Raw genomic sequence first — 17,291 nt, forward strand, 5'->3', positions numbered from 1 at the left:
ATGATAATGTTTTGCCATTTAGCAAGTTCCAGGACTCCCCATGAAAATCGCCTTCTTTGCCAGCCAACCTTACGACCGCCGCTTCTTTGACGAAGCCTTGCCGTCCCAACCCGACTCTGCCGGCATCGAACTGGTCTTCCACAGTGCCTTGCTGAGCGAGGAAACCGTGGTCCTGGCGCAAGGCGTGGACGCCGTCTGCGTCTTCGTCAACGACGTGCTCGACGCGCAAGTGCTGGAATCCCTGCACGGCTACGGCGTGCGCGCCATCCTGCTGCGCTGCGCCGGCTACAACAACCTCGACCTGGAAGCGGCGAAGCGCCTGGGCTTTTTTGTCGCCCGCGTGCCCGCGTATTCGCCGGAAGCCGTGGCCGAATACACGCTGGCCCTGGTGCAGACCCTGAACCGCCACACGCACCGCGCCTACGCCCGCGTGCGCGAAGGCAATTTCTCGCTCGATGGCTTGCTGGGTGCCACCTTGCATGGCAAGACAGTGGGTATCGTCGGCACGGGCAAGATCGGCCTGGCCACGGCGCGCATTTTCAAGGGTTTCGGCTGTAAGGTCCTGGGCCACGACCCGTATCCGGCGCCCGCGTTCGCAGAACTGGGCACAATGGTGGAATTGCCGCAGTTGCTGGCCGAATCCGACATCGTTTCCCTGCATTGCCCCTTGATGGAAAGCACGCGCCACATGATCAGCGAAGCAACGTTGCCGCTGATGAAGAAGGGCGCCATGCTGGTGAACACCTCGCGTGGCGGCCTGATCGACACGGGCGCCGTCATCGAAGCGCTGAAATCGCGCCAACTGGGTTCCCTGGCCATCGACGTGTACGAGCAGGAGAGCAATCTGTTCTTCCAGGACCGTTCGTCCGACATCATCGACGACGACATCTTCCAGCGCCTTATGACGTTCCCGAACGTGCTGGTGACGGGCCACCAGGGCTTCTTCACGATCGAAGCGCTGCGCGAGATCGCCGCCATCACCTATCACAACCTGCAATGCTTCCTGCAGGGCAAAGTTTGCGAAAACAGCGTATTAGCTGGCTGAAGCAGGTTTTCTGGGCTTGGGCGGCGGCTTGGGTTTGGGCAGCGGTAAGGCGTCCGCCGTGCGCCGCGCCAGCTGGCTCAGCCAGTCGCGCTCGTCCCATAGCCCGCCATCGATCAAAAAGTATGGCTTGGCTTGCGGGTAGGGCGGCGCTTCCTGCAGCGTGCCTTGCGCGCTGATCCAGGCGCGGCCTGCGTCCGTCGGCTTGATGAACAGCTGGTCGTCGGCGACGATGGCGAACATCTTGCCGTCGCAATACAGGCCATATTCGCCAAACATTTTTTTCGCATTGATGTTGCCTGCGCCCGCCAGCTGGTCTAGCAAAAAATCCACTGTGCCTTGCTGTGATGCCATGTTGTCCTCCATTTGAGCGGCCAGTGTAGCGCAAGCTATTTAGCCCAGCGGCCTTTTTTCGGCGGCGCCCTGGCCAGCGGGCGGCCGGCGCGGCTACACTATCGCCATTATTTATTGAGCACTGTTTATTTTTCCATGACTCCCCACCTGATCACTCACCGCGGCATTTCCATCGCCACCCTCGCATCGACCCAGGACGTGGCAGACCACTGCGCGCCGGGCCAGACAGCCATCCGCGAGCAGGGCGACGGCTGGTGGCTGTATTTTGTCGACGAACACGGCACGGTCGACGGCTATGACAGCCCGTTCGCCAGCTACGCCGAGGCGCTGTGGGCGGCCAAGGCCGCAGCCGAGTTCAGCGCGCAATGAAGGCCAGTCCATGGGCTTTCCTGGGCTTGCGGCAAGCGCCAGTGGCGGAAGCGGAAAGCGCGGACTACGGCGCCTGCCGCGCTGAGCTGCACGGCAAGCGGCTGGTCTTGCGCGTGGCGAAAACCACGCCGACGAAAACCGGCCAGTTCGTCACCGTCTGGAAGCGCCCCCATCCCGATGCCGAGATCGCCCCGCTGGATGACGCGGACCCCGTCGATGTCGTCATCATCGCCGTGGGCGACGGGGCGCAGCACGGCTTCTTTGTCTTTTCCCGCGCCGTGCTCCTGGAACGGGGCGTGATGTCGCGCGCGGGCAGCGGCGGCAAGCGCGCGCTGCGCGTCTATCCGCCGTGGTGCGCGCCCGCATCCATCCAGGCCCAGCGCACCCAGCGCTGGCAGGTCGAGTGTTTTGTAGCGGCCGGGGATCAGCAAGGGCTGGAGCAACTATGCAGGAGCGGACAGGTTCAGGGTGAATTTTGATTTTTTCGATCGTTGCCCCAAAAGATGTCGTGCGCGCCTCTTTCGGCAGCTCATCAATATTATGTCGCATACCAAGTGCTAAAGTTATCGAAACGCTTGATCCTTTCAATGGGGAAGGTAAGCGTCGCCAATAAAAGAAAGTCGTGTCGATGCAAATTTCAATGAATGACGTGATCACTGAGCAGGAAGTTATTGACATCTACAAGGCCAATAACTGGTCGTCTGCAGAAAAACCAAAAGAATTGATGGCCGCGCTGCGCAATTCACACAGCCTGGTTACGGCCCGCGCAGCTGGAAAATTAATTGGCATCGGCAATGCCATTTCCGATGGATATCTGGTTGTCTATTTCCCGCATATGCTCGTCGATCCGATGTCGCAAGGACTAGGTGTCGGCAGAAGGATGATGGCTGCCATGCTTGAAAAATACGCGGGGTTTCACCAGCAAATGCTGACAGCAGACGGCAAGGCCATCGACTTCTACAAGTCCGTGGGTTTCGTTCGCGCTGGGAAAACAGAGCCCATGTGGATCTATGCAGGCGACGAGCACTGAAACTGACCATGTTGGAAATACCAAAGCTAATAGAGCCCGTCTTTCGAGAAGCAGGCTGGAAGGGACCGAAGAGCCAAGCCCCGCTAGGCAAGACGCCAGCGTCTGCCTATGCCATCGCCAATCAAATAGTTGATGAGTTCGGAGGGTTGACTGTAGGTACCTGTGGCTTAGGAACAGAAATGGCATCGAGCGACGTGCGCTTCTACGAACGTCTTCGTTGCGGTCTGTTTCAAGCTTGGGCAGAACAAATTGGTGAGGTTGTCGCATTTGCCTCGGCCCACCATGACCACATGATCTTGTCTGTCGGCACTGATGGGACCTTTTATGTATTTACCGATCCTGACGGTCAGCTATACCAAGGGCCGCAGAATTTCGGAGAGCTGATGCGTCGTTTGCTTTGGGGCTTTTCCTACGGTTCCACAATGTCAAAAGACGCGTACCAGTTCTAAGATCGCAACGTTCACCGCTGATTAAAAAGACCGACTTTGCCTGCGGGTAGGGCAGCGCCTCCTGTGGGCGCCGAGTTTGCTGACCAAACCCATTGCGCGCCTAGGCAAACGGCCATCCGGGAACAGGGGCGAATGTAATGCTTTGATTCTGCACTCCTTCAGTGATTTTACATAATATAAATTATGCGAAGTTATGCATAGATCTGAGAAAAGCCCCATTTTGCCAATTCCCCAATCGCAAATGCGATTTTAGCCCTCTGCGCGCAGCTACCGTTGCTGTGCGCCTTCGCTTGAACCAGCTACGTGAAATATGGCTTGTCCCCGTCCGTGTTCGGTTTGTTCACGCCCAGGTTGGCGTGCCGGTGCAAGTCTGGTGCGTCGATGATGCTGGCGATCAGGTCTGCCACGCTCCTGCGCGATACCACGGTACCTTTGAATGGCGCGTGGCGCGTCGTCAGTTCGTAGTCGACTTCGTCTTCATTCCCACTTTCATCATGGCACGGTGCCATGATGAAAGTTACAGGCTTTCTCTGACGAAAGAAACACGGCGCGCTTATAAAAAAGAGATCGCCCCGTGAAGCGTGCCGGCCCATCGCCTTGTCTCGTGGTAAATTGCCGCCCGTGACACATCTTTCATTGCCTGCGATATCAATCAAATCGGCAATAAAATCAGTCCCTTGCCGACTATTTTGAATAAAAAGTCTCAACATTGAGTTTCGATGATCAGGAGACCCGCATGACACAGGCACATCCACGTACCGTGCTTTTATCGCAGTCCCGCCGCTGTCTGTCCCTTGCCGGCGCGCTGGCCATCGCGGCCGCTTTGTCTGCCTGTGCCAGTAAGCCCGGCCCTTGGCCTGCACGCGCCCTGCCGCCGTCTGCTGCCGTGTCTGTAGATGCCACGCAGTTTCTACCCAGGAAGCAACTGGTCGACTGGCAAGTCGACCTCGATGAGCGCCGCCTGCGTGCCACGGGATCGCCGCGGCATGAAGCGTATATCGACGCCCTGCATGAACGCCTGACGCGCGCCGGTGTCAAACAGCTGCGCTACGAGCCGTTCAGTTTCCGGCAATGGTCTGTGGAAGCGGAAAACTGGGGTCTGGACGTGGTCTACGACGACAGATCTGGCGTGCTGCCCTCGGCTGGCTATATTCCGTATTTGGGCGTGACGCCGGCGTCCGGCATTACGGGACGCGTCGTCTATCTGGCGCCAGGGGCCCGGCCCGATGCCAGTCTGGCGGGCAAGTTGGTGCTCGTCGAGATGCCAAAAGTGGCGTGGACAGGCCAGGTTTTCCAGCAATCCGCCGTCCACATTCACGATCCTGACCACGCCATGGGGCCGGACACGCCATATGTGCGCCCGTTCCAGATGCTGGGGCCATTCATCGCCTTGCTGGACAGCTTGCAGGAGGCCGGTGCGGCGGGCGTGATCGTCACTCTCGATACGCCGTCCAAGATGGCGGATGGCTTGTATGCGCCCCACGACGGCGTAGTGCGCCAGTTGCCTGGCGTGTTTATTGACCGCGAACTGGGCAAGCGCCTGCGCGAAAGAGTGCTGGCAGGCACGGCCCCAGTCTTGCGGCTGACCATGGCTGCCACCGTGCGGCAGGTGCAGACGCGCAACCTGGTCGGCATCATCCCCGGCGAGTCCGGGGAATTGATGGTGCTGGCTAGTCACACGGATGGCCCGAACGGGCTGGATGACAATGGGGCGAACGCCATCGTCGACATGGCCCAGTACCTGACGCGCTTGCCGCAGAACAGCCTGCCGCGCAGCGTCATGCTGCTGTTGACGAGTGGCCATTTCGCGGGCGGCGTGGGTATCGAGCAGTTTTTCACGCGCCACCAAGACGATGGATTGACGCAGCGCATGGCCGCGATACTGGCCATCGAGCACCTGGGCGCGCTGGAAGTGCTGCCCGACAGCAATGGTTATTTGCATCCCACTGGCAGGTCCGAGCCGGCCGCCTTGTTTTCGCCGCGCACACCCGCCTTGATGGATGCGTCCTACGCCATGCTGAAACAGGCCAACGCAGCACCCGCGTTCGTGCTGCCGTCGATCCAGCCCGGCCCGAAGCACGCCGCCTGGCTTGGCGAAGGCCGGTATTTCCAGGTGGCGCTGCCCATTCCCACGCTTCATTACATGGCGCAACCGTATTATTTGCTCAACCATGGCATCGACACCACGACCCAGCTGGATTACCGACTGATGCAGCGCCAGACCGTGGCCTTGACGCAGATGCTGCTGGACCTGTCGCGCGTGCCGTCTGCCGATTTGCGCAAGGAAACGGCGCCGTAACCTCCGCAAGACCTTGCCTGGCGTCCTCCTCCCTTCCCCGCCCTGCTCCCGGCACCATTCCGGACACCATACCAGCGCACTGGAAAACAGGCACTGGTATGGCCCGCATAGCCCATCTCCTGGGGTAATGCCACAACTGGTATTGTGATATTGCGCAAAAGACGAAACCAGTTGACTACCAGCTACTGTGCTTGCACTCTGAAAAATCGGACGGTGTCCAGCCGCCCGGCCATGAAAAAATACACAAGGAGATGCGATGAACCGGACAGTCATGAATACCCTCATCCTTACCCTCTTCGGGGGGACGTTGGCCGCCTGCGGCGGTGGCAGCGGCGACGGGTCCAGCGGGGGCGCGAGCCAGCTGCTGGCCGCCTCGACGGAAGCAGTCGCCTGCTTTACGCCGTGGAACAGCGGCACCGCCTACAACGGCGGCGGCAAGGCCAGCTACAATAACGTGAACTACACGGCCAATTGGTGGACGCAAGGCAATAACCCGTCGACCAGCAGCGGCGGCGCCGGTAGCGGCCAGCCCTGGACGGCGGTGGGAGACTGCGGCACGCCGACTCCTACCCCTACTCCAACGCCGACTCCTACCCCGACACCAACGCCTACTCCGACACCAACGCCGACGCCTACTCCAACTCCGACTCCGACACCAACCCCGACTCCAACACCCACGCCTTCCCCCAACGGCCTGGCGAAACACGCGCTGATCGGCTACTGGCACAACTTTACCAACCCCAGCGGCGCCACCTACCCGATCAGCCAGGTCAGCGATGACTGGGATGTGATCGTCGTCTCGTTTGGCGACAATGCGGGCGGCGGCAATGTCAGCCTGACCATCGATCCGGGCGCGGGCACGGAAGCGCAGTTCATCGCCGACGTGGCGGCCAAGCGTGCCAAGGGCAAGAAAGTCATCCTGTCGCTGGGCGGGCAGAACGGCTCCGTTTCCGTCGGCAACACGGCCGAAGCGACGAATTTCACCAACAGCCTGTACGCCATCATCACGAAATATGGCTTCGACGGCATCGACCTGGACCTGGAAAACGGCGTGGCGCAAGGCGCGGCCATTCAGACCTATTTGCCAATTGCCGTGAAAAACCTGAAAACCAAGGTCGGCAGCAGCTTTTATCTGTCGATGGCGCCGGAATGGGTGTATGTGGAAGGTGGATACACGAGCTATGGCAGCATCTGGGGCGCCTACATTCCCATCATCAACGCCTTGCGTTCCGAGTTGACGGTGCTGCACCCGCAGTACTACAACAATGGCGACATCTACACGCCGTATGCGACTGGCGCCATCAAGGCTGGCTCGGCCGACCAACTGGTGGCCACGGCGCGTATGCTGATCGAAGGATTCAACTATGGCGGCAACACCTTCGCTGGCCTGCGTCCTGACCAGGTGGGCTTCGGCGTGCCATCGGGACGCAGCTCGGCCGGCTCGGGATTTACCACCAACGCGGACGTCAGCAATGCCCTCAATTGCCTGACGCGCCTGCTCAACTGCGGCACCATCAAGCCGCTGCAGGCGTATCCGGACTTCCGCGGCGTGATGACGTGGTCGATCAACTGGGACCGCCACGATGGCTATAACTTCTCCGTGCCGACGAAGACTGTGCTGAAGACCTTGCCGTAAGCTGCATTAGCCACGGTCGAGCAGCAGCAGGTCGTCCAGGGAAAGTCGTTCCAGGTGTTCGAACAGGAACTGGCGCTCGCCGCGTTCGTGGACGGAGGCGGCGAGCATCAGCTCAGGCCCCCTTGCAAGAACAGGCCGAACAGGATTTTATCCATGAGAACTGGTACTGGGAGCACTGAATTTTTTTAACAGACGCAACTGGGAAAAAATGACAATAAATCGCGCCACAGCCGCAAAAGTCTTGGAATGGTAAGCGATCCGTGCATTCCTATTTAAATGTAATTGCAAATTTATATATAAAAATTACTAAAAAACCGTGTTAATCCTATCAGGCCGCCATACGATTAAGCGAAGTAACTAATACCACCACCAAGCATAATCAGCTCCCCTCAGCAATATCACCATTCAGGGCATCGCCCGAAGTTGCATTACCGCGATCTCCACCGGATACCATTATTACTTCACCCATAATCAATATTTGCATATTTAATCCTGTTTGGTCAACGATCACTTCTGCGGGCCGGCGCAGGGCGTCACCTGCGCCCCGGACACCGTGCTTCACGCCCGCCGCTATTGCGGGCCGCGCGGCTTTGCCCTATTCTGCTGCTTTTATGGCAATTCCTGGGGCCGTCACATTCATGTTTACACTGCGCTCCGCCATTGATGGCCTGCGAATCTGCCTGTCCGCGCGACGCTTGTGCGTGGCCGGGCTGGCTGCGCTATTCGAATTCTCCCTGTTTTCCCTGTCCTGGGAAGATCCGCTATGGTATCTGGCCATGGCGGTCTTCCTGCCGGCGCTGGCGGCGCTGCTGGCGTATGGCCTGTTCGAGCGCTGGCCGCGCCGCTTGCCCGGCAGGCTGTCCCACTGGGTGTTGCAGGTGGTGGGCGTGGCGCTGGCGATCGTGCTGACCCTGGCCAGCTTGTATCTGTTCAATACCAAGCCCGGTGCGCCGCCGTTCTGGCAAGTGCCGGAGCGCTTGCAGAGTTATGTCGCGCTCGCTTTCCTGGGACTGTTGCTTGGCCCATGGACGGCGATGGCCGCCCTGCTGCGCCAGCGCGACGCCCGCGTGCGCGAAGCCGAGCGCAGGCGCGGCGAGCTGGAACGCCAGGCCCGCGATGCGCGCGTGTGGCTGCTGCAGGCTCAGGTCCAGCCACATTTCCTGTTCAATACGCTGGCCAGCCTGCAAGCCCTGCTTGATGCGGGATCCAGCCATGCGGCGCCAGTCCTGGCGCACCTGGTCACGTATCTGCGGGCCGCCGTGCCGCGCCTGAGCGAAGCGGCAACCCGCCTGGAACAGGAACTGGAGATGGTGCGCGCCTACCTGGTACTGATGCAGATGCGCATGCCTGACCGCCTGCAGTTCGGCATAGCCGTTGCGCCTGGCTGCGAGAGACTGCAGTGTCCGCCCATGACCCTGATGACGCTAGTCGAGAATGCGGTGCGCCATGGCATCGATCCCTGCATGAATGGGGGGCGTATCGATGTACGCATCGGCGAGGTGAATGGCCGTTGCCATATCGAGGTCAGCGATACCGGAGCGGGCCTGCAAGCGGGCAGCCCCGGCCTCGGCACGGGACTTGGCAGCCTGCGCGAGCGCCTGGCGCTGATGTTTGGCGGCGATGCGGCCTTGCGCATCAGCGAACTGGCTCCCCACGGATTCCGTGTTTCCATTGAATGCCCCGCATGGCCATGACATTGACCGCCCTGATTGCCGACGATGAACCCTTGCTGCGCGCCAGCCTGCGGCGCCAGCTGGCCGAGTGCTGGCCGGAGCTGCTGGTCGTGGCCGAAGCGCGCAACGGACCGGAGGCGCTCGCGCTGTTCGAACGGCACCGGCCGGCGGTCTGCTTCCTCGATGTGCACATGCCGGGCCTGTCCGGCGTCGACGTGGCAAGCCAGATCGGCCACCGCGCCCACCTGGTCTTTGTCACCGCCTACGACCAGTATGCGCTGCGCGCCTTCGAGCAGGGTGTGCTCGACTATCTGGTCAAGCCGGTGCAGCTGGCCCGCCTGGCCGCTACCGTGACGCGCTTGCGCGAGCGCCTGGCGGCCATCCAGCCCGGCGCCGCCAGCGAGTCGCTGTTGCGGCAACTGGCGGCGTACCTGCAGGCCGCCCCCGCGCCGGTGCCTGCACCAGCTGCGCTGCGCTGGCTGCGCGCAAGCGTGGGCCCGGCCGTGCGGCTGATACCGGTCGATGATGTCGATTACCTGAAGTCCGACGATAAGTACACGCTGGTTGCCTGGCGAGACGGCGGCAAGCCCGCCGAAGCGCTGCTGCGTCATTCCCTCAAGGAATTGCTGGTGCAGCTCGATCCAGCGCAGTTCCAGCAAATCCACCGGGCCGTGGTGGTCAATCTGCATGCCATCCGCCAAGTCGTGCGCGGCGCTCACGAGACGGCCGAAGTGACCTTGAAGCACCGGCCGGAAGTGCTGCCGGTCAGCCGCACCTTCCTCCACCTGTTCAAGGCGGAATAGTCCCCGGGCGCGGCAGGGCCGCGTCACTCATCGTGCATAGGCGCAATTCGGCCCCTTGGGCGCGTGACGCGTCGGATCGGCCTTGCCGCGGCGCGTCCGTATGCCGACACTGCGCTCGCTGGTCCTGCCTCGGCAGGCTTGATCCCACTCCGACAAAGGTGTATCGATGAACCAAACCAACTCCTCCGCCACGCGGCAAGCCCCTCCCCTGTTCGCCTTGCCCCTGCAGCGAGGCGCCGCCATCCCGTTGGGGCGGTGGCTGGGACTGGGCTTGCTACTTATTTTCGGCCTGGGCATCTGGTCGAATTTCTGGCTGCAGGAACAAGTATTTGCCGCGCCGGGTTTCCTCTTGCGGGCGGCCGGCATGCCGCTACAGGTGGGGCTGATCGTCATGCTCGGTTTGCTCACGGCCTTGATTGGTCTGGCTATCGCGGCAGCCCTGCGCGGCCTGTATGGCGAGCAGCACCCCATCCTGAGCCGCTGCTACGTGGCGCTGGTGGCGGCGGCGCTGGCAACCAGCCTGTTCGAAGGCACGCTAGTGCTGGCCATGCGCAGCCTGAGTATCGCCTTCCTCAACGCCGGCGCAGACGGCAATGTCTATGAGCCGGTGCGCGCCTTGCTGGCGGGACTGCGTAACGGCGTGCACTTTCCGGACAAGCTGCTGGGCGGACTCGGCGTGACCCTGATGTATCTGCTGCTGTACCGCGCCCGGGCGATCCCGCGCCTGCTGGCCCTGGCTGGCATGCTGGCCGGCGTGCTGCAGTGGATCGCCGTGGCGCGCGAACTGTTTGGCCTGGATGTGATGCACGCCTTGCTGATTCCGCTGGGCCTGGTGTACCCGCTGACCGGGCTGTGGCTCTTGCTGCGGGGCCTGGCGCCGCGGCCTGCCGGTCGTTGATGCTGTCGTCCTCGCGGAGGTCGCAATGAAATGAAGACTATTAATAGTCTGTATCTATTGATTCGGTTGAAATATTTTACTTCCTTTTGTAAATGAGAATCGTTACTATCTAAATCAAGGATAAGCGAATTCACCAGAAAGGAGCATCCCTTGTTCACCGCCATCAAAACATTCAGCCAGGTCTGCACGCACATGTCGATCGCCTTCAGCCTCGCCTATTTGCTGACGGGGTCGCTCGCGCTCGGTGGCTTGGCCGCCATCATTGAACCGATCATCAATGTGGGCTTGCTGCCATGGCATGAAAAAGCCTGGCACGCGATCCGCCGCCGCCATGCCGCCAGCCGCGTGGGCTTTGCCGCCCTGGTCGGCGAAAAGCTGAGCCAGACGGCCTTGCACATGGGCGTGGCCTTCGGCGTCATGTACTGGGCCACGGGTTCCATGGCGTTCGGCGGCTTGCTGGCCGTGGTCGAGCCGATCTGCAATGTGATTGTGCTGCCCTTCCACGACCGGCTGTGGGAAAAAGTCCGCTTTCGCCTGGAAAGCCGGGGCGCGGCGCCGCTGGCTACGATGCCCACCTGATACTTTTCACCCAAGAACAAGGACTAGGGTCGGACCCGCCGGGTCCGACCCTGGCTTCTTGTCGCTGGCCAAAGCCGTTATGGTGGCCGGTTTCAGCTTTCTGCAAGGCATGCTTACACCTTGCCCGCCCACACGGGTGGCCGCCTTTGGCCCCATGGCGCCGCCCGTTCCAGTTGCCCTGCCAGGCGCAGCAGGACGCCATCCCTGGCGTAGCCTACCATGAATTGCATGCCTATCGGCAAGCCTTCCTCCGACATGGCCAGCGGCACGGACATGGCCGGCAAGCCCGCCACGTTTGCCAGCGGGGTGTACGGTGAATGCTCGAACAGGCGCGCCGTCCAGCCCAACCCATCGAGTTTTTCCTCGTCCTCGCCATAGCGCCCCAGCTGCCAAGGCACATCCGGCATGGTGGGCGTAAGCAAGACGTCGTATTGCTCAAACAAGGCGCCTGCGTGGCGCGTGACCGTGTTGCGCACGTCGAGGGCGGCGACGAAATCGACGGCCGAGACCATCTGCCCATGGCGGTAGCAGGCCAGGGTCGCCGGCTCCAGGGTATCGCGAGACACATCGCGGCCGCTCTCGCGCGCCAGGCTGTCTATCCATGGCACCAGATTGGCGCACCAGATGCTGGCATTGGCGTGCACGAACGCGTCCCACGACACGCCCAGCGCGGGTGCTACTTCTTCCACGTGGTGGCCCAGGCTTTCCAGCAGGCGCACGGTAATGTCCAGCGCGCCATCGATGGCGGGCGCGGGACGGGCGCCATTGATGGCTGCGCGCTGCACGCCGATGCGCAAGGTGCCCGGCGCCACACTCACCTGCGACAGCCAGCTGTGGCCGGGAGGACTCGTCAGATAGGGTTCACCGGGTAGTACTGCCTGCGTGCAATCGAGCAAGGCGGCGCTGTCGCGCACGGTGCGGCTCACGCCCAGTTGCACGCCCAGGCCGCTGAAAATCTCGTCCATGGCAGGGCCGTTCGACACTCTTCCCCGGCTCGGTTTGAAGCCGAACAGGCCCGTGGAGGCGGCTGGAACGCGGATGGAACCGGCTGCGTCCGTCGCATGGGCCAGCGGCACGATGCCGGCCGCCACGGCTGCCGCTGCGCCGCCGCTGGAGCCGCCCGCGCTCAAGCTGACGTTCCACGGGTTGCGCGTGGCGCCGTACAAGACCGGTTCCGTGGTGGTGGCAAAGGCCATTTCAGGCGTGCTGGTGCGGCCGAACGTCACCAGTCCTGCCTGGCGGAACTGCGTCATCAGATGGGAATCGACGGGCGCGACATGGCCGGCCCCCAGGCGGCTGCCCGCTTCGCTGCGCTGGCCCGCCATTGTCACGGCCACATCCTTGATCAGGAATGGCACGCCGGCAAACGGCGCCGCATGGTCAATCTTGGAAAAATCAGCTGGCCACAGCTCGACCACGGCGTTGAGGCGCGGGTTGACTGCGGCGCAGGCGCGCACGGCCGCGTCGTGCAATTCGGCGGCCGAGACGGCGCCAGTGCGCAGCAGTTGTGCCAGTCCTAAACCATCAAAGCTTGTATATTCATGGAGTTGCATCACTTAGTTCCTGTAATAGATTAAGAGTGGATATCACAGAAACTACTCTAAGGCTTGCGCTATCATAGTGGAAATGAATAGATGATATACAAGGTATAGCCATGAACAATTTGCGCAAGCTGGACTTGAACCTGCTGCTGACCCTGAACGCGCTGTTAATTGAACGCAACGTCACACGGGCGGCCGCGCGGCTGCACCTGAGCCAGCCTTCCGTCAGCGTCCAGCTGGGCAAGCTGCGCAAGGCTTTCGACGATCCCTTGCTCTTGCCCGGTCCGCGCGGCATGCTGCCCACAGCGCGCGCGCTGGCCTTGTTTGAACCACTGCAAGCCGTGTTGGCCCAGCTGGAGCAAGTCTTGCAGCCAGGACAGGCGTTCGAGCCGGCCACGGCCCAGGTGTGCTGGAACCTGGCGGCGGCCGATGCCACCGAATACGCGATTTTGCTGCCCCTGCTGCCGTCCCTGCGCGCGCAGGCGCCCTTGTCGCGCATGGCCGTGTTCGAAGCCGTGCCGGCGCGCATGGCGAAAGACCTGGAAAGCGGCCAGGTCGACCTGGGCTTTTTGGCGCAGGAGGAAGCGCCGCCCGGCTTGCGGCACCGCAGCCTGTTTACCGAGCACTATGTGCTGGCAGGCCGCCACGATCACCCGCTGCTGCAGGCACCGCCCGACCTCGATCAGTTTTGCGCGCTGGAATTCATCGTCGTCTCGCCCAACGGCGGCGGGTTTCGCAGCAACGTCGATACGGCCTTGCAGCAGCGGGGCCGCACGCGCAAAGTGGTGCTGTCCGTGCCGCATTTCCTTATCGTCCCGCCCCTGCTGGCGGCGTCCGACATGGTGGCCCTGCTGCCGTCGCGCCTGCTGAAGAATGCGCTGGACGCGCTGCGCACGTGGGAGCCGCCCGTCACCTTGCCCGACTACGAGATGGCCATGGTCTGGCACGAGCGCATGCATCTGGATCCGGCGCACCGCTGGCTGCGCGAGCGCATCATGGCCAGCTTGCAGCCTGCCTTACACGATTTTCTAGTGTGAAACACTAGGGAAGATTACCTAGTTGATCGAAAGAAACTCCCAATTTTCGCCGTGGTGACGAATGCGTAAGCTTGCGCGTAATAATAAAGGGTCACCATGAACGCCATTTCCATCCTGCATCGCGGTGCGCACCGCTCTCTTGCCTCTATCTTTGCGACAACTACCTGGCTGGCGACAATGCTGCTACTCTTGGGCATGCTGGCCGTTTGCGCCAACGCCTGGGCCGCGCCCGCCATGCCCGCCGCCTCTGCCAAACTGATCAAGCGCGGTGAATATGTCGCCCGCCTGGGCGACTGCGTGGCTTGCCACACCAGCCCGAACGGCGCCTCCATGGCCGGCGGTCTGGAGCTGAAAACGCCGTTCGGCACCATTTACAGCACAAATATCACGCCCGACGCCAAGACAGGCCTGGGCACGTACACCTTCGTGCAATTCGACCGCGCCATGCGCAAGGGCGTGGCGGCTGATGGGCACAAGCTTTATCCGGCCATGCCCTACCCTTCCTACGCGAAGATCACGCCGGACGACATGCAAGCGCTGTACGCCTACCTGCAACGGGGCGTGGCGCCCGTGGCGCAGCAAAACCGCGAAACGGACATGAAATGGCCATTTAGCATGCGCTGGGGCTTGTCCTTGTGGAATGCCGTCTTCCTCGACGATGCGCCATTCAAGCCCGACAGCGCCAAGTCGGCCATGTGGAACCGGGGCAGCTACCTCGCCCAGGGCCTCGGCCATTGCGGCTCCTGCCACACGCCGCGCGGCGTGGCCTTCCAGGAAAAAACCATGAGCCAGGATGGCAGCAGCGGCAAGCAATACCTGGCCGGCTTCACGTTCGACGGCTGGCATGCGGTGAACCTTCGCAATCTGTGGACGCCGGGTGACATCGTGCAATTGCTCAAGACGGGCCGCAACAGTTTCGGCACGGCGGCCGGCAGCATGACGGAAGTCATCACCCACAGCACGCAATACTTTACGGATGGCGACCTCGATGCGCTGGCGCATTACCTGCACGGCTTGCCGGCCAAGGACGCGACTGGCGCGCCGCCGAAGAAAACGGCGCCCCTGGTGGCGGCCAGCAACGATGCGCTGTACAACACGCGCGGCGGCCTCGGCTACCTGCAGTTTTGCGCTACCTGCCACCGCCGCGACGGCCGTGGCGTAGAAAACATCTTCCCGCCGCTAGCGCAAAATGACACGGTGCAGTCGAAGGACGCCACTTCCGTCATCCATATCGCGCTGACGGGCTGGCAGTCGGCCGTCACTCAGCACTCGCCCCGTTCCTTCGGCATGCCTTCATATGACCGCCTGTCGGACACGGAACTGGCGGAAATCCTCACCTTTGTGCGCGGCAAGTGGGGTAACCATGGCGCCCCCGTCACGCCCGCGCAGATCGCCAGGGTGCGCAAGGAGCTCAAGCTCAAGGCGCCGGACGCGGGCGGCTTCGTCACGCCCCGCTTCGCCGCCCTGACGGCCGATCCGAATGCCAGCCAGCTGATCCACGGCATGCAGCTGATGACGGAAACGCGCGCGCGCCTGCCCCAAAACGTGGGCAACGACCTCAATTGCAGCAGTTGCCACCTGAATGGCGGCACCGTGGCCGACGGTTCGCCCTTCCTCGGCATTGCCGCCTTCTTCCCGTCGGAAGCACCGCGTGCCGGCAAGGTCATCAGCCTGAGCGAGCGCATCAATGGCTGCTTCCGCCGCTCCATGCACGGCAAGCCGCTGCCCGTGGACGGCCCCGACCTGCAGGCGATGGTCGCCTACATCGACTGGATGAAGGGCGCCACGCAAGCGAACGACAAGGTACCGGGACGGGGCGTGGCGAAGATAGCCCGCAATCTGCTGCCCAATGCCGTGCATGGCAAAAAAGTGTATGCCGAGCAATGCGCCGTCTGCCATGGCGCGAATGGCGAGGGCATCAAGGGCGCCAACGGCGTGGTGGCATTCCCGCCGCTGTGGGGCGAGCGTTCGTTCAATATCGGCGCCGGCATGGCCCGCACTTACACGGCGGCCGGCTTCGTCAAGGCGAACATGGTGATGGGCCACGGTCAGAAATTCCCGCTGGGCCAGGGCAACCTGTCCGACCAGGATGCCGTCGACGTGGCCGAATATTTTACGCACATGCCGCGCCCGGACTTCCCCGACAAAGTCAAGGATTGGCCGAAGGGCGGCAAGCCCAAGGATGCGCGCTACTGAATCGCGTCACCTGTGGCGGCACCCTTCTTGGCGCCGCCCGCCTGTGATACGCTGCTGGCTCCACCACACAGGAGTGACGCATGCAGATCGATAGCGGCCGCGAGGATGCCGTCCTCCAGCCGGCCGCCCCTTCCGACACCTGGCTGGGCAAGCTGGGGCCGGGCCTGATCACGGGCGCGGCCGACGACGACCCCAGCGGCATCGCCACGTATTCGCAGGCGGGCGCCCAGTTCGGCTTCGGCATGCTGTGGACCGTGTGCCTGACGTTTCCCCTGATGCTGGGCATTCAAGTCATCAGCGCCAAGATCGGCCGCGTCAGCGGCCATGGGCTGGCGACGAATATCCGCCGCCACTATCCCCGTTCCTTGTTGTACGCCATCGTCGGCTTGCTGCTGCTGGCCAATGTCATCAATATCGCCGCCGACGTGGCCGCCATGGGCGATGCCTTGACCCTGATCATCGGCGGTTCCACCCATTTGTACGCCGTGGGCTTCGGCCTGCTGTCCCTGCTGCTGCAAGTATTCATTCCCTATCAAAAGTACGTGCGCATCCTGAAATGGCTGACCCTGGGCTTGCTGGCCTATGTGGCCACCGTGCTGACCGTGCACATTCCATGGGGCGAGGTGGCGCTGCGCACCGTCTGGCCTCAGTTCGCCTGGTCGGCCGCCTCGGTGACCATGATCGTGGCCGTGTTCGGCACCACCATCAGCCCCTACTTATTTTTCTGGCAAGCTTCGCAGGAAGTGGAAGACTTGCAGGCGGATTCTGGCGCACAAGCCTTGCGCCGCACGCCCGAGCGGGCGCCACGGCAATTCCAGCGCATCAAGATGGACACGGCCATCGGCATGGGCTTTTCCAACCTGGTGGCGTTCTTCATCATGTTGACCACGGCCGTGACACTGGGCGCGCAAGGCATCACGCACATCGACACCTCCGCGCAAGCCGCTTCCGCCCTGCGCCCCATCGCGGGTGAGTTCGCCTTCGCCCTGTTCAGCCTGGGCATCATTGGCACGGGCTTGCTGGCCATTCCCGTGCTGGCCGGCTCGGCCGCCTACGCCATGGCGGGCGCCTTTCACTGGAAAAACAGCCTGGAACTGGCGCCCAAGGCCGCCAAGAAGTTCTACGGCATCATCGTCACGGCCACCGTGATCGGCGCCGCCCTGTGCTTTTCGCCGCTCGACCCCATCAAGGCCCTGTACTGGAGCGCCGTCATCAATGGCGTCATTTCCGTGCCCATCATGGCCCTGATGATGGTGATGGCTTCGCGCCCCGCCATCATGGGCACGCTGACCATTTCGCGACGCCTGCGGGCGCTGGGCTGGCTGTCGACCATCGTCATGGCGACAGCCGTGCTGGCCATGTTCGCCACCATGGCGTTCTGAAGC

Annotated in this window: 17 protein-coding genes; 14 read left to right on the forward strand and 3 right to left on the reverse strand. The window is 62.2% G+C overall.

Features of this window, described 5'->3' with window-relative positions:
• The first annotated feature begins 40 nt into the window (after nt 1–40).
• Nucleotides 41–1,045, forward strand: a complete 1,005-nt coding sequence (locus tag CLU92_RS06500) for a 2-hydroxyacid dehydrogenase (RefSeq protein ID WP_101481231.1) — start codon at nt 41–43, stop codon at nt 1,043–1,045.
• Here CLU92_RS06500 and CLU92_RS06505 read toward each other — a convergent pair.
• The gene (locus tag CLU92_RS06505; protein ID WP_101484534.1) at nt 1,034–1,396 is read right to left on the reverse strand and encodes a TfoX/Sxy family protein; all 363 of its coding nucleotides are present in this window, start codon (nt 1,394–1,396) and stop codon (nt 1,034–1,036) included. The two genes, CLU92_RS06500 and CLU92_RS06505, sit on opposite strands and share 12 nt — an antisense overlap.
• A gap of 135 nt (nt 1,397–1,531) precedes the next feature.
• On the opposite strand from CLU92_RS06505, the gene CLU92_RS06510 reads away from it, so the two are divergent.
• From CLU92_RS06510 to CLU92_RS06525, 4 genes are all read left to right on the forward strand, one after another.
• A complete protein-coding gene (locus CLU92_RS06510; protein WP_101481232.1) occupies nt 1,532–1,765 on the forward strand; it encodes a hypothetical protein in 234 nt (77 codons plus the stop codon).
• The gene (locus tag CLU92_RS06515) at nt 1,762–2,244 is read left to right on the forward strand and encodes a MepB family protein (protein ID WP_101481233.1); all 483 of its coding nucleotides are present in this window, start codon (nt 1,762–1,764) and stop codon (nt 2,242–2,244) included. Before CLU92_RS06510 ends, CLU92_RS06515 begins: the two co-directional genes overlap by 4 nt.
• A gap of 161 nt (nt 2,245–2,405) precedes the next feature.
• Nucleotides 2,406–2,795, forward strand: coding sequence for a GNAT family N-acetyltransferase (locus CLU92_RS06520; RefSeq protein ID WP_218973448.1), 390 nt, complete (start codon nt 2,406–2,408; stop codon nt 2,793–2,795).
• 8 nt (nt 2,796–2,803) lie between these two features.
• Nucleotides 2,804–3,244 (forward strand): SUKH-3 domain-containing protein, encoded by a 441-nt coding sequence (locus CLU92_RS06525; RefSeq protein WP_101481235.1) that lies wholly within the window; start codon nt 2,804–2,806, stop codon nt 3,242–3,244.
• A 299-nt stretch (nt 3,245–3,543) separates the two neighbouring features.
• On the opposite strand, the gene CLU92_RS06530 is transcribed toward CLU92_RS06525, so the two are convergent.
• On the reverse strand, nt 3,544–3,753 hold the full coding sequence (locus CLU92_RS06530; RefSeq protein WP_208327723.1) for a hypothetical protein: 210 nt from the start codon (nt 3,751–3,753) through the stop codon (nt 3,544–3,546).
• Nucleotides 3,754–3,980: 227 nt separating this feature from the next.
• Between CLU92_RS06530 and CLU92_RS06535 the strand changes: the two genes are divergently transcribed.
• The 6 genes from CLU92_RS06535 (at nt 3,981) to CLU92_RS06565 (ending at nt 11,132) form a co-directional block, all read left to right on the forward strand.
• Nucleotides 3,981–5,543 carry a M28 family metallopeptidase gene (locus tag CLU92_RS06535; RefSeq protein WP_143452552.1) on the forward strand — a complete coding sequence of 521 codons (1,563 nt, stop codon included), beginning with the start codon at nt 3,981–3,983 and terminating at the stop codon, nt 5,541–5,543.
• A gap of 271 nt (nt 5,544–5,814) precedes the next feature.
• Nucleotides 5,815–7,179 carry a chitinase gene (locus tag CLU92_RS06540; RefSeq protein ID WP_257560999.1) on the forward strand — a complete coding sequence of 455 codons (1,365 nt, stop codon included), beginning with the start codon at nt 5,815–5,817 and terminating at the stop codon, nt 7,177–7,179.
• 638 nt (nt 7,180–7,817) lie between these two features.
• Nucleotides 7,818–8,873: a sensor histidine kinase gene (locus CLU92_RS06550; protein ID WP_101481236.1), complete on the forward strand. Its 1,056-nt coding sequence runs from the start codon at nt 7,818–7,820 to the stop codon at nt 8,871–8,873.
• Nucleotides 8,870–9,655 carry a LytTR family DNA-binding domain-containing protein gene (locus tag CLU92_RS06555; RefSeq protein ID WP_306821360.1) on the forward strand — a complete coding sequence of 262 codons (786 nt, stop codon included), beginning with the start codon at nt 8,870–8,872 and terminating at the stop codon, nt 9,653–9,655. The genes CLU92_RS06550 and CLU92_RS06555 overlap by 4 nt, the downstream gene beginning before the upstream one ends.
• A gap of 166 nt (nt 9,656–9,821) precedes the next feature.
• Nucleotides 9,822–10,553, forward strand: a complete 732-nt coding sequence (locus CLU92_RS06560) for a DUF4386 family protein (protein ID WP_101481238.1) — start codon at nt 9,822–9,824, stop codon at nt 10,551–10,553.
• A 150-nt stretch (nt 10,554–10,703) separates the two neighbouring features.
• Entirely contained in the window at nt 10,704–11,132 is a 429-nt protein-coding gene (locus CLU92_RS06565; RefSeq protein WP_101481239.1) for a DUF2061 domain-containing protein, read from the forward strand.
• A gap of 113 nt (nt 11,133–11,245) precedes the next feature.
• Here CLU92_RS06565 and CLU92_RS06570 read toward each other — a convergent pair whose 3' ends face one another.
• Nucleotides 11,246–12,685, reverse strand: coding sequence for an amidase (locus CLU92_RS06570; RefSeq protein WP_101481240.1), 1,440 nt, complete (start codon nt 12,683–12,685; stop codon nt 11,246–11,248).
• Between the two features lie 101 nt (nt 12,686–12,786).
• Here CLU92_RS06570 and CLU92_RS06575 point away from each other — a divergent pair, with 101 nt between their 5' ends.
• The 3 genes from CLU92_RS06575 to CLU92_RS06585 all read left to right on the forward strand — a co-directional run bounded on the left by CLU92_RS06575 (nt 12,787) and on the right by CLU92_RS06585 (nt 17,288).
• Complete coding sequence (locus CLU92_RS06575; RefSeq protein WP_101481241.1) at nt 12,787–13,710, forward strand: LysR family transcriptional regulator; 924 nt, start codon at nt 12,787–12,789, stop codon at nt 13,708–13,710.
• A 177-nt stretch (nt 13,711–13,887) separates the two neighbouring features.
• Nucleotides 13,888–15,906, forward strand: a complete 2,019-nt coding sequence (locus CLU92_RS06580; RefSeq protein ID WP_101481242.1) for a c-type cytochrome — start codon at nt 13,888–13,890, stop codon at nt 15,904–15,906.
• An 80-nt stretch (nt 15,907–15,986) separates the two neighbouring features.
• A complete protein-coding gene (locus CLU92_RS06585) occupies nt 15,987–17,288 on the forward strand; it encodes an NRAMP family divalent metal transporter (RefSeq protein WP_101481243.1) in 1,302 nt (433 codons plus the stop codon).
• Nucleotides 17,289–17,291 lie beyond the last annotated feature (3 nt).

Source organism: Janthinobacterium sp. 61, assembly GCF_002846335.1.
Taxonomy (GTDB): Bacteria; Pseudomonadota; Gammaproteobacteria; order Burkholderiales; family Burkholderiaceae_D; genus Janthinobacterium.